This is a genomic window from Salinisphaera sp. SWV1 (genome assembly GCF_052044155.1).
Lineage (GTDB): Bacteria > Pseudomonadota > Gammaproteobacteria > Nevskiales > Salinisphaeraceae > Salinisphaera.
Window position 1 is genome coordinate 1 of record NZ_JBQDYE010000019.1, and the last position, 12958, is coordinate 12958.

Here is a 12958-nt window from a genome sequence, read left to right on the forward strand (position 1 = left end):
CCGGGCTTCGCATCGGTTCGGCTCCTATTCACTCTCCACTGCTGACTATTGTCCCGAGATTTGTCGGGTTTTTCAGCAGCGCCCTAGAGGATTAAAAATGGTTGGCTTGGCGCGTTCGGTCTGAACGCCTCCGTAGTCTCCCGGATTCTTCGCCAAACGGCGCATTGAACGGGTTTCGGGGGCGTGCGATTTTCGATTGAAATTCGCGCCGGCAGCGCCGGCCGCCATCCAAGGAGAACACGCCATGCAGGCGTTCAATTGCGACGTCATCGTGCGGCGCCCCCAGCGTGTATCCGCCCCCGATGCCTCGCTGGCCCGAGAGGCGGGGCTGAGGCTCGCCAAGCCCATGCGCGTGAGCCGTGCTTGGGTCGTCGGGCCTGCGGGCGATGCCCGGCATCCCGCACAGCGGCGCTGGGTTTCGGGCTGTCCGTCCATGGGGGAAGAGACGTCAGCTTCGCCCGACAACGCCGAGGAGACGCGCCATGCCGCTGGTTCTCGGTGAAACGGCCCGTCCCCCGCCACCCGAATTGATCGATGTCAGCAGCGGACGGCGTTTCAACGTCGATGCGCTGGCACGGCATCTGGCCGCGCGCGGTTTCGACTGTGGTCCATTGTCGGTACAGCAGTTCGCGGGTGCCAGATCCAACCCGACCTTTCTCGTGTCGTATGGGCGCGGCGCCAGGGCGTCGAAGTTCGTTCTGCGCAAGAGCGCAGCGGACGCCCCGATAGCGGCGTATGCGCTGGATCGGGAGTATCGGGTGATGCAGGCGCTGGCCGACACCCCGGGCGTGCCGGTACCGGCGATGCACGCTTTCTGTGTCGATGAATCGGTGCTGGGCGCGCCGTTCTACATCATGGACTACGTGGCCGGGCGCACCCTGTCCGATTCGAAACTCGACGGCCTCTCGTGTGATGAGCGCGGGGCAGTTTATCGCGGCATGATCGATACGCTGGCGGCCTTGCACAATGTCGATGTCGACACGGTCGGGCTGGCGGAGTTCGGCCGACCGCGGGGCTATCTGGGACGACAAGTCACGGCCTGGCGGCGACAGTACGAGCATACCGCCGGTGACCCGGATCCGGCGATGATGGCGCTGGCCCAATGGCTGGAACAGAATCTGCCGGCGGACGCCGCGCCCGTCATCACGCACGGCGATTATCGCCTGGCGAATCTGATGCTGGCCGCGGAGGGGGCCGAACTGGTCGCCATACTGGATTGGGAGTCGGCCACGCTGGGCCATCCTCTGGCTGATCTGGCCTATGCCTGTCTGCCTTATTACCTGCCGCCGGACATCGATGTGCTGCCCGGCATCTCGGGGCTCGATCTGGTGGCGTGGGGCATTCCCGATGAATCGGAGCTACTGCGGCGTTATAGCCGCGCCCGTGGATTGGCCCCGATCGAACAATGGCCGGCGTTCATCGCCTTTGCCTTGTTCGGTATCGCGGCCTTCGCCCAGGCCGGGCAGGCCCGCGCGCCGGGCGGTCGCCATGGCGACCAGGCCGCGCGTGTGGCCCGTCAGGTCGGTGAACTGGCCGAACTCGGTTGGCAGATGGCCCGTTATTACGACACCGCCTGCTAGGGCCTGTTGCCGTTTCGTGCGCGTCCGCGCCAAGCGCTTCCTGAAAAATTACTAGGGGCGGCAAGACGAGGCGTAGCGAACGTCGCGTAGTCGTTCTACGTGAGAGAGCACCAACGCTGGATTGCGGCAAAACAGCGCTTGTCCCTTCGGGTTGGGCCGCCCATAAAATCAACCAGGGCGCCGATACGGCGTTGCGCGTCTTGATCGTGGCACGCCACGACCGGCGACGCGCGCGTTGTCTCGACCGATTTGCGGTCTCCAACGCGGCACGTGTACGAAACGGCAACCGGCCCTTGTGTCCCGTCACGTCAATTCATCGCCCGACTTCGGCGCCGCGGTGCTTTGCCGTATTCCCTGTCACGGTTCACCGCCGCGACTTGCTTGGCGTGAAAAAACACGCGAAATACAGGGTGCTAATTGGCGCTAGCCCGAAGGCTGGGTAAAGCGATCGTTGAGACGCCGCACCATGGCTTCCTGTTTGTCGCGGATCCTGGCCACGCGGCGTCGGGCGAAGAGGTGCCAGCCCTTGGGTTGCAGACTGAACAGGCCGCGCCACCAGCGGGTATTGCGCCGGAAGGCGCGTCGCAGGTCGAGGCTGAAGGCCTGTTGCGAGGCCGGATCGATCCGGCGCGCGATCTGCTTCGCTGCCAGCGAACGGCTGACGAAATGCAGCGCTCCGAGCAGCACCGCGACGACCGCCACGATCAGCCAGCCGCTGATGGTGTTGCCGAATACACGATCGACCACGCCCATGGCCACGCCATGCGCCCAGATCAAGGCGGCGCCGCAGGCCAGCACGATCGGCAACAGCATCAGGCCGTCGTAGAGCAGCGTGCGCTGGCGCCAGCGCCGCAGATAGCCCTTGAGCCGCCCGACGCCGGCCTCGCCGGCCAGGGTATCGGCCGCGCCGGTCATCAGTTCCACCACGCGATAGGCGCGGTCGACTTCGACGCCTTTCATGCGCCGATGAATCTCGGCGATGTCGGCATCCTTCTTGGCTTTGAAGCGGGCTGCGAGTGATTCGTCCGGGATGGCCTCGGCCGCGCCCTCGTCGTAGATACGCAGGAATCGCCCGGCGGTAAGGCCCGCCGACGCCAGCGCCCGCTGCCAGGCGGCAACCACGTCTTCGGGGTTGTCTTCGCTGGCGGTGGTATCGATCTGGTTAAGCACGAACAGGAACTTGCTCGCGTCGTCACGGTTGATGGTGTCCGAGACCAGGTGCTGCAGGGTGTCGCGCATGGCGCCGGGCTCGGGATGGCGCGCGTCGAAGAACACCAGTACCAGGTCCGACAGATCGATGATGCGATCGGTGATCTGCAGCGTCGCCGAGCGTTGGCTGTCGGCATCGAAGCCGGGCGAATCGAGCAGGATCTTGCCGCGGATCTGTTCGGAATTGCAGGTCTTGAGCTGTAGATAATTGTTGATGCGCCGTCCTTCGCCAGCCGCGACATCCTCGATGTCGCCACTGATCCGGTAGAAGGGAAAGCGCAGATCCGCGTCCAGGGCCGAGCCGGGCAGGGTGCGCGGCTCCTTGTCCTCGCTGTAGCAGATCACCGAGAAGCGATCATCGACCGCCTGGTTGCCGGTGCGTTGCAGTGTGGTGCCGAGATAACTGTTGATGAAGCTCGACTTGCCGGCCGAGAAGGTGCCCAGCAGTGAAACCACGGGCCACCACGGCACGCGCCGGGTGAAGCTCTCGCTCGGCGCCAGCAGCCCCATGCGATGCGCGATGCGATCGAGTCGGCGGAACTCCGCCAGCGGCTCAAGCAGCAGCGGGTTCTCGCGCTTGAGATGGGTTTCGAGCGAATCGGTACGCGTGGCGTGTTTCGAGGATTGACTCATAAGCCCCCTGAGGCTGGCATGCACCGGCGCAGCGCGCCGCGACTTTCATCATAGTATGCCAGCGGCCGCGGCTGTTTCGCCGTGACGTCGGCCGCTGGCCTCCCGGGCAAGCCAACGCCCATGCGCGATCGCGCGCCCGGCCGGGCGCGGTAGCGCAAAGGCTGGCGGATACGGCCCGGGGCGCAACGCCGGAGGACACGAACCCGCGCCGAAAATATGCGATTAGTTTTGTTCGCTCGGGGTCTTGCGCGTCGACGTGCCGTCGCCGGCGTCATCGCTGTCGTTGCTATTGCGCGGCGATGACGCGGTGTCGTGTTGGGGATGCTTGACCACAGGGGACTGCCCCTTGTAGCCGCCGGCGGAATCCTTTTTCACTGGTGACTGCACGTCATAGCCGTGCTTCTTTGCCTCGTAGCCGCCTGCGGCGCCGGCCGCGGCGCCGGCCGCCAGAACACAGCCCTGGAGCGAGGCGCCGAGCACGACAATGGCAGCGGCCAGGGCGGAGGAATGCAGTACTCGTTTCATGACAATCAACCGGTTTCGGCTTGTATCGGCGAGTATAGGCGGCGCGGATGAATACCGACAGAACCCGGCGTGGGTCGGCCACGGGCCACTGTTCTGATGCGCGGCGCGCTGTGAACCGGCAATGCGACCCGGGGAAGCCCGATTCCGGGCAGCCGAAACGACACGGCCCGGATGATCCGTGGGCCGCGGCAGTAGTACACTGCCCGCCTTTGCATTCTACAGTGATTCATCATGAGTGATTCCACCGAGTACACACCCCCGAAGGTCTGGACCTGGGAAAAGGAAAGCGGCGGCCAGTTTGCCAGCATCAACCGGCCTTACGCCGGGCCCCGCTACGAAGCCGAGCTGCCCGTTGGCAAACATCGCTATCAACTGTATTCGTTGGCGACGCCGAATGGCGTAAAAGTCACCACCCTGTTCGAGGAATTGCTTGAAGCAGGCCACGCCGAGGCCGAATACGACGCCTGGCCCATCCGTATCGGTGACGGTGAGCAGTTCTCCAGCGGCTACGTCGCCGTCAATCCGAACTCCAAGATTCCGGTGCTGGTCGACCACAGCCTCTCCGAGCCGCGGCGGGTGTTCGAATCCGGCGCCATCCTGCTTTACCTGGCCGAGCGTTTCGGCGCATTTTTGCCCAACGATCCGGACATCCGCACCGAAACGCTGAACTGGCTGTTCTGGCAGATGGGAAGCGCCCCTTACCTCGGCGGCGGTTTCGGCCACTTCTACAACTACGCGCCGGAGAAGATCGAGTACGCGATCGATCGCTTCACCATGGAAGTCAAGCGCCAGCTCGATGTGCTCGATCGGCGCCTGGCCGATCATGCCTACCTCGCCGGCGACCAATACACCATCGCCGATATCGCCACCTGGCCGTGGTACGGCGCGCTCGCGCTGGGGCGGCTCTACGACGCCGGCGAATTCCTGCAGGTGGCGGACTACGAGCACGTTCAGCGCTGGGCCCGGGCCATCGATGCACGCCCGGCCGTGGTGCGCGGGCGCATGGTCAACCGTCTGTGGGGCGACGAGTCGGAACAGTTGCCGGAACGGCACGACGCCAGCGATTTCAAGCGCCGTCGCTAGACCACATGGATTGCATCGCAATCCATGATGGCCCTGGGATGGGCCAAAATTCGCGCCAAAAAAGTCTTTTTGGCACGGATGGTTGCGATGCAATCCATATCAGCGTCCTGTCTCGTGAGTTTCGTATCAAACGAGCGAGAGCGGTCGGCGTGGCCGGCAAGGCGAGAAACCCAGTCGTATCGGATCATACGGCTGGGTTTCGCAACGCCGCCCGACGCGGTGACGGCCGCGCGCGCTGTAAAATGAGTCCTCTCGTATGGCAGTCGGGGCGGACCGCCACACCGGTCGGTTTGCCAGCAAGGAGGTCGTCGTGAAGATCGGAGTGCTCGGGCTCGGCCGCATGGGCGGCAACATCGCATGCCGTCTGATGGATGATGGCCATGAATGCGTGGTCTTCGACACGCATGCGCAGGCGGTGTCGCGTATCGCGGATGCCGGCGGCGAGGCCGCCGAATCTCTGGCCGGAATGATCCGGGCCCTGCCTCAGCCCCGCACGCTGTGGCTGATGCTGCCCGCGGGCGAAGTCACCGACAACACGGTCGCCGAATTGGCGCCGCTGTTGGCGCCCGGCGATACCCTGATCGATGGTGGCAACGCGAACTTCAAGGACGACGTCCGCCGTGCCCGAATGCTCGCCGAACGCGATATCCGTTACATGGATGTCGGCGTCTCGGGCGGTGTCTGGGGCCGGGAGCGCGGCTACTGCCTGATGATCGGCGGCGACAAGGACACCGTGGAGCGACACGATCCGATCTTCGCCACGCTGGCCCCCGGCCCCGGCGATATCGACGATACGCCCGGGCGCGAGACACTGGAGCCGCGGGCGGCACAGGGTTATCTGCACTGTGGTCCGGTCGGTGCCGGGCATTTCGTGAAAATGGTCCACAACGGCATCGAGTACGGCATGATGGCGGCCTATGCGGAAGGCTTCGATATCCTGAAGAACCGCGCCGCCGATTTCCTGCCCGAGGACGAGCAGTTCGACCTCAACCTGGCCGATATTGCCGAGGTCTGGCGGCGGGGCAGCGTGATCTCCTCGTGGTTACTGGATCTGACCTCGATCGCGCTGGCCGAGGACCAGAGCCTGGCGGCGTTCACCGGCGAGGTCTCCGACTCCGGTGAAGGCCGCTGGACGATCAATGCAGCGATCGAGCAGGCGGTGCCCGCCAACGTGCTGTCGGCGGCGTTGTTCGCCCGCTTCCGCTCGCGCAACACGCCGAGCTTCGGCGACAAGCTGCAGTCGGCGATGCGCCACCAGTTCGGCGGCCATGTCGAGACGCATAACGAATAGGGCCGGTGTCATGGCCCGGCTCCGCGCCGCGGCGCAAAACCCGCCGGTCCCGGGTAACAGGCCCCTAGTGGTCGGGCGATCACGCCCGCAATGAGCGGCGACGTGACCGGCTGATCGATCGGGACGGGTGCAACCCGCGCCGGGTGTACGTTCGTTTTCAAGTCCTGTAATTCGCGGCCGATAAGGTAGCGTACTACCGCGAACTGGCACGCTGGAATGCAGATTCCTGGTCGAGACATCACGATCCATCGGCAGCTCGTTGACGGACTGAGCGATCACGCGATCTATATGCTCGACCCCGAGGGCCGTATTCTTTCGTGGAGCGCGGGCGCCGAGCGTCTGACCGGGTATGCCGAGCGCGAAGCAATCGGCGCCCCCGTGTCCATGCTGCACGAACTCGGGCCGCCCCCGGGAGAGGTGCTGACGGCGGCGCGCCAGCACGGTCGCCGCGAAGGCCGGGTCTGGCGCCGGCGCAAGGACGGCGGCTGTTTCCCCGCTTACAGCGTGACCGAAGCGGTGTTCGATGCCGATCGCCTGACCGGCTTCGCGGTGGTCGAGCGTGCATGCGGCGAGACCTGGCGCAACGGTCACGCGCGCCTGGCCGAGCGCCAGTTTCGATTGCTGTTCGAGGGGGTGACGCTCTACGCCATCCTCATGCTCGATCGCGAGGGTCGGGTCACCAGCAGCAATCCGGGGGTGGCGGCGATCGAGGGGTACGCGCCCGACGAAATCATCGGTCGGCATTTTTCCATCTTCTACAGTCCGCATGATCGCGAGCGCGGCCGGCCGGACGAAATGCTGCGCTGTGCGCGCGAGAATGGACGCCACCAGGCCGAGGGCTGGCGCTACCGTCGTGATGGTACGGCCTTCTGGGCCACCGTGATCGTTATACCGATTCGTGAACACGGGCATTTGATCGGCTATGCCCAGATCACGCGTGACATGACCCGTCGCAAGGAACACGAGAACGAAATCCTCAAGGCCAAGCGAGCGGCGGAGCATCGCTATCGCGAATCGCGCTCGATGTCGGCATTCCTCGACAACGTGATCGGCAATATTCCGATCCGTGTGCTGGTCGAGGATAGCCAGACCGGCCAGATTCTCATGGACAACGCGGCGCGCTCGGCCTCGAGTACGGCGCCGGCCATCGACGCCGATACCATCGTCCGGCGGCTGCGCGGGGCGGCCGCCAAGACGCTCGACGACGACGAGATCCGCGAGATGCGGATCGGCATCGATACGGCCGAGGGCACGGCGCGTCTCAAGTGCCGCGTGTTGCGCGTCAATGACGATGCGGCCGGGGGCGCGGCCAACTTGATGTATCTGGTCGAGGACGTCACCGAGGAGCACCGCGCCCACGAGAAGATTCATTTCATGGCGCATCACGATGCGTTGACGCATCTGCCCAATCGCACCCTGTTCAACAAGCGTCTGAGCCAGGCCCTGAAAGCCACCGAGTACGACGGCACGAGCGTCGGCCTGCTGCTCATCGACCTCGATAACTTCAAGAACATCAATGATGTGCTCGGTCACCCCGTCGGCGATCAGCTGTTGATCCAGGTGGCCTGCCGGCTACGGGCCGCGCTGGATGACACGGCCATGCTGGCGCGCATTGGCGGCGACGAATTCTGCGTGGTGTTGCCCCACTGCAGCAATGCGGGCGAGCTGGAGGCGGTCGCCCGGCGTCTGATCGCCGACATGCACGAGCCGCTCCTGGTGGGCGAGCATATCGTGCAGTCCGGCGTGAGCATCGGGTTGGTGCTTTCCAGCGCCGATGTCGACAACACCGAGGAATTGCTGCGTTGCGCCGATCTCGCGCTCTACGACGCCAAGCGCGGGGGCAAGGGCACCTGTTCGGTCTTTCATCCCGAGCTGCACCGCGCCGCGCGCCAACGACTGGAGATCGAGACCGACATGCGTCGGGCCTACGACGCCGACGAATTCGTGCTGTACTACCAGCCGATCATGGACTCGGACAGTCTGACCGTGTCGGGCATGGAAGCCCTGCTGCGCTGGCATCATCCCGAGCGCGGCGTGGTGCCGCCGCTGGAATTCATACCGGTCGCGGAGGAGACCGGCCTGATCCGGGCCATCGGTGCGCGCGTGCTCATGCAGGCCTGTGCCGAGGCGGCGGACTGGCGCGGCGAGGCAACGATTGCGGTCAACCTGTCGACGGTGCAGTTCGACGATCACGCGCTGGTCGATCACGTGCGCGATGCGCTGTCGAACTCCGGGCTGGCCCCGCATCGCCTGGAACTGGAAATCACCGAGTCGATCCTGCTCGATGCCTCGCGTAACAACATCCGCCTGCTGGAAGCGCTCAAGGCGCTGGGCGTGAAGATCGTGCTCGATGATTTCGGCACCGGCTATTCGTCGTTGCACTATCTGCGCTCGTTCACCTTCGATCGCATCAAGATCGACAAGAGCTTCGTCAAGGAGATCTGCCACGATGCCGAGGCGCAGGCGATCGTGAAGGCGATCACCACGCTCGGTCACAGTCTGCGGATCCAGATCACGGCCGAGGGGGTCGAGCATATCGATCAGGCCACCCGGCTGCGCAGCGACGGCTGCTCGCATCTGCAGGGCTTTTACTTCGGCCGGCCGGAACAGCAAGCCAGCGCCGCATTCACCGCGCCGCTGGAACGACGCGGCTGAGCGTCAGCCGGGCGCCAGCGCGCCGCGCAGGGCGTCGGCCACGCGATCGAGCATGGCGGTGGTGACCGACAGCCAGGCATACATTTCGATCGAGCCGTGAATCACGCCGGGGAAATGAGCGTGATCGCAGGCCACGGCATCATCGCGCAGACGCGTCGCGTAGAGCGCGCCCTCGTCCATGAGCACGTCGGCGCCAACGGTCAGCACCAGCGCCGGGGCGACACCGGCCAGCGAGCCGGCCAGTAACGGTGACACGCGCCAGTCGCCGGTGTCGGTGGCTTGATCGGTGGTATGGCGGCCGAACCATGCCATGAGTTCCGCCGTCAGCGGCGGGATGTGGCTGTTGCGCAAGCGCGAGGGATAGTGCCGGGTGACACCGCGCAGGTCGGTCGCCGGATAGATCAGGGCCTGGAAGGCCAGCGGCCAGCCGTGATCGCGCGCCGCCAGCGCGACCACGGCCGACAGGTGTCCGCCGGCGCTGTCGCCGGCCACGGCCAGGCGCTTCGGGTCGATGTCGAACTCGGCCGCGTGGGTGGTCAGCCATGCAAAGGCCGCGATGGCATCCGCGCTCGAAGCCGGCAATGGGTGCTCGGGTGCCAGGCGGTAGTCCACCGCGATCAGTTGGCAGCCGCAGCGCCGGGCGATCTGCCGGCAGATGCGGTCATGCGAGTCGAGATCGCCCAGCACCCAGCCGCCGCCGTGATAATAGATCACGGTCGGAGCGGCGGCGGTGCCGAGCCCCTCGGGCCGGTAGCGGCGGATGGCGACATCGCCGGCCGGACCGGGTATCCGATGATCCTCGACCGCGCCCATGGCTACGGGCTCGCCGCCGGATCGCGCCAGCGTATCCACGTAGAGCTGGCGCGCCTCGGGCACGGTCAGATCGGTGAATGAAATCTCGGCGCCGTTGAGCTTGTCGACCACGGCCTGTACTTCGGGAAGCAGTGTCATGGAGCATTCGCAGATGGGACAAGGCCACAACGTAGCGCAAAAGCAACGGGCACCATAGTCGACGGGGTGGCAGGCCGAGCGGCCCGGGCCGTCGCCGTGACGGGCCAGACACCCGGTTGACCGCGTCGCCGACCCGCGGTGCCCGGTTCCGGAGCGACGGCATAAGCCACACCCCGGCGGTTGGCGCCGCATGCGACACCCGTCTTCGGCGAGCGATCAGACGATGTCTGCCCAGCGAAAGCCGCGTGCCCACTCCAGCGCCGCGCCGGCGGGCAGGGGGCGACTGTAGAGAAAGCCCTGGCCGTACTCGCAGCCCATCTCGATCAGGCGATTGTGGGTGGCGATATTCTCGATGCCCTCGGCCACGGTCCGCCGCTTGAAGCTCTGGGCCAGACTGATGATGGCGTCGACGATCATTTCGTCGTCGCCATTGTCGCGCATGTCCTGGACGAAGGAGCGGTCGATCTTGATCTCGTGGGCCGGCAGGCGGCGGAAGTAATCGAGCGACGAATAGCCGGTGCCGAAATCGTCCAGCGAGACCTGCACGCCGAGCTCGCGACAGGCCTGCAGCGTTTCGATCACACGATTGGAGTCGTCCAGCGCCGTGGTTTCCAGCAGTTCGAGGATCAGGCGCCCACGCAATCGGACCGGGCAGTCCTGCAGTGCGTGCCAGAGGTCGCTGCAGAAGCCCGGGCTCAGGAAATGGGACGGGCTGAGGTTCACGCTGATGGTGAAATCGAGCGCTTCGTCGTCGAGCCGCTGCAACTGGGTGATCGCGCGCTCGATCACGAAGCGCCCGACCGCCCCGGCGAAATCGGTATATTCGAGATGGTTGAGGAACGAACCCGGCGCGATCAGTCCGTCGGTAGGGTGATTCCACCGCAGCAGGGCCTCGAAACCGGCCACGCGCCGGCCGATGAGGTCGATCTTGGGCTGATAGTGCAATTCGAACTGCGACTCGCGCAGCGCCTCGGCGATGCGGTCGAGCACACGTCCGCGTTCCTGGCGCGAAAAATAACGCGCCAGATCGAAATGCTCATAACGATTCTTGCCCAGTTCCTTGGCGGCGCACATCGCCTGGTCGGCATGACGCAGCAGCAGATCGACGCTCGCATCGTCGTCCGGATAGACCGTCAAGCCCATGCTGGCGCTGATCTGCAGCGTGGTTCGGCGATATCGGATCGGCTCGTGGATCGTGGCCAGCAGATGAGCGTAGGCGCGCTCGTCTTCGACGTCCCGCAGGATGACCACGAATTCGTCGCCACCCAGCCGCCCGACCAGATTCGGTTTGCGTACGCTACGGCGGAGCCGTTCCGCCACGGCGCAGAGCACTATGTCGCCGGCGGCACGGCCATGGGTGTCGTTGATCGTCTTGAAATCGTCCAGGTCGAGCAGGCCGACCGTCAGCCGTGTATTGCGCCGCGCAGCCGCGACCAGCGCGCAACCGAATAACTCGCTCAGGCGATAGCGATTGGGCAGGCCGGTGAGGGCGTCATAGTGGGTGGCGCGCGCCAGGTTTTTCTCCTGTTCGCGTTTTTCGCGATACAGCTGGTCACGCTCGATCAGGTTGCCGACCGTCTGCAGCAGGGGCTCGAGTTCCTGGGCCAGCCCCAGTTCGTAGTCGATGTCGCGGTTGGCCAGGCCCACGAGCCCGATCTGGCGCTCGCCCGAGAACACCGGAATGCCGATGTAGGTCGACATCGGCGGGTGCTCCGCGGGCAGTCCGATGCTCAGCGGTTCGGCGTCGAGGTCTTGCGAGATGACGACCTTGCCGCTGGTCATGGGGGCGCCGACCAGGTTGTCCAGGCGTTCGAAGCGGATGCCGTGCTCACGCACACGCTGGTAGAGCGCCTGGGTGTCCGGCGTCCAGTCGAGGTTGTGAATGGCCTGCACCTTGAGATACGGATTGCCCGCCGCGTCGTGCCGCATCTCGCCGATGAAACCGAACCGGCTGCCGGTCAGCGTGATCAGGTCATCGAGCACCACGGCGTAGGCGCTGCGCTCGTCCACGCCGGCCAGAAATGCGTGCTGGGCGCGCTGGATCGCCGCGGTGAGGTCGGACTGCTGCATGTATCGCCCGCTTGCCGTGGGCGTGGGCCGGTGACGCGCGAGTTCCTCCTCGATGATCGCGCCCAGGCTGTAAAGCACGTCCAGTTCCACCTCATCAAGACGGCGCGGTGCGGTATCGATCACACACAATGTCCCGACCTTGAAGCCGCCGGGTGCGTGTACCGCGACGCCCGCGTAGAAGCGGATGCCGGGCGCGCCGGTCACCCAGGGGTGGCCGGCCAACGCCGGATCGAGGCGGGCATCGGGCACGACGATGGCCTGCCTGTCACGCAGCGCCTGATTGCAAAAAGAGGCCGAACGCGCCACCTCGGATTCGCTGACGCCGGGATGGGACTTGAACCACTGGCGGTCGGCGTCCATCAGCGTGAACAGCGCGATGCCGGTGTGATAGGAGCGCCGGGCGATTCGGGTGAGCCGCTCGAAGCGTTCCTCGGGCGGCGTATCCATCAATTGCAGGCGATCCAGCGCGGCCAGTCGTCGCGTTTCGAGCGTGGATGAATCCATAGAAATGCCCCGGCGTGTTGGCACCGACGCGGCTCGGGTGTCGTATGCGTGTCGATTGATGCCGCTACGTTCGCCAACGCAACACGCCGTCGTTGCAACGCGAACGCCCTCGGTTTCCATGCGTTGATAAACGAATACGGCCGGGACTTGAAGTAAGTTCCAGAACCAGTCCAAATGGTGCGCAATACAATTGCTGCGATAAAAAAGGATGCGCCTGTTATCAACCCGTTGTTATTGAATGGTTTTAATCTCTATTTTCAAGCCATGAAGTTATGGTTGCGAGCCATGGTGTGGCCGGTGAAAGCATCGTCTAATAATTACTGGTCTTCGATTGTTGCGACCTATCGTCGTCGACCCGGACGAACACGGGCGGCGCGGTGCCGCCGGGCGATTGCGGCGGCACCTGCGCGCCGGTCGTGGCACACTGCAACGCCCGTCGTGAACCGAGGATCCCCGG

General features: G+C 65.0%; 9 protein-coding genes. 5 read left to right on the forward strand and 4 right to left on the reverse strand.

Annotated features, from left to right (window positions below):
• Window positions 1-244: 244 nt before the first annotated feature.
• Together ACS8YF_RS10560 and ACS8YF_RS10565 are read left to right on the forward strand one after the other, a co-directional pair.
• Window positions 245-502, forward strand: coding sequence for a hypothetical protein (locus ACS8YF_RS10560; protein WP_440850184.1), 258 nt, complete (start codon window positions 245-247; stop codon window positions 500-502).
• A complete protein-coding gene (locus ACS8YF_RS10565) occupies window positions 483-1580 on the forward strand; it encodes a phosphotransferase family protein (protein ID WP_440850185.1) in 1098 nt (365 codons plus the stop codon). The genes ACS8YF_RS10560 and ACS8YF_RS10565 overlap by 20 nt, the downstream gene beginning before the upstream one ends.
• A 423-nt stretch (window positions 1581-2003) precedes the next feature.
• Here ACS8YF_RS10565 and ACS8YF_RS10570 read toward each other — a convergent pair whose 3' ends face one another.
• Together ACS8YF_RS10570 and ACS8YF_RS10575 are read right to left on the reverse strand one after the other, a co-directional pair.
• On the reverse strand, window positions 2004-3422 hold the full coding sequence (locus ACS8YF_RS10570; RefSeq protein WP_440850186.1) for a dynamin family protein: 1419 nt from the start codon (window positions 3420-3422) through the stop codon (window positions 2004-2006).
• A gap of 222 nt (window positions 3423-3644) precedes the next feature.
• Window positions 3645-3947 carry a hypothetical protein gene (locus ACS8YF_RS10575; protein WP_440850187.1) on the reverse strand — a complete coding sequence of 101 codons (303 nt, stop codon included), beginning with the start codon at window positions 3945-3947 and terminating at the stop codon, window positions 3645-3647.
• Between the two features lie 231 nt (window positions 3948-4178).
• Here ACS8YF_RS10575 and yghU point away from each other — a divergent pair, with 231 nt between their 5' ends.
• From yghU to ACS8YF_RS10590, 3 genes are all read left to right on the forward strand, one after another.
• A complete protein-coding gene (yghU, locus tag ACS8YF_RS10580; protein ID WP_440850188.1) occupies window positions 4179-5030 on the forward strand; it encodes a glutathione-dependent disulfide-bond oxidoreductase in 852 nt (283 codons plus the stop codon).
• Window positions 5031-5340: 310 nt separating this feature from the next.
• On the forward strand, window positions 5341-6321 hold the full coding sequence (gnd, locus tag ACS8YF_RS10585; RefSeq protein ID WP_440850189.1) for a phosphogluconate dehydrogenase (NAD(+)-dependent, decarboxylating): 981 nt from the start codon (window positions 5341-5343) through the stop codon (window positions 6319-6321).
• A 216-nt stretch (window positions 6322-6537) separates the two neighbouring features.
• Window positions 6538-8976 (forward strand): sensor domain-containing protein, encoded by a 2439-nt coding sequence (locus tag ACS8YF_RS10590; protein WP_440850190.1) that lies wholly within the window; start codon window positions 6538-6540, stop codon window positions 8974-8976.
• Between the two features lie 3 nt (window positions 8977-8979).
• On the opposite strand, the gene ACS8YF_RS10595 is transcribed toward ACS8YF_RS10590, so the two are convergent.
• Together ACS8YF_RS10595 and ACS8YF_RS10600 are read right to left on the reverse strand one after the other, a co-directional pair.
• Window positions 8980-9927: an alpha/beta hydrolase gene (locus tag ACS8YF_RS10595; protein WP_440850191.1), complete on the reverse strand. Its 948-nt coding sequence runs from the start codon at window positions 9925-9927 to the stop codon at window positions 8980-8982.
• A gap of 216 nt (window positions 9928-10143) precedes the next feature.
• Entirely contained in the window at window positions 10144-12501 is a 2358-nt protein-coding gene (locus ACS8YF_RS10600; RefSeq protein ID WP_440850192.1) for a sensor domain-containing phosphodiesterase, read from the reverse strand.
• Window positions 12502-12958: the final 457 nt, after the last annotated feature.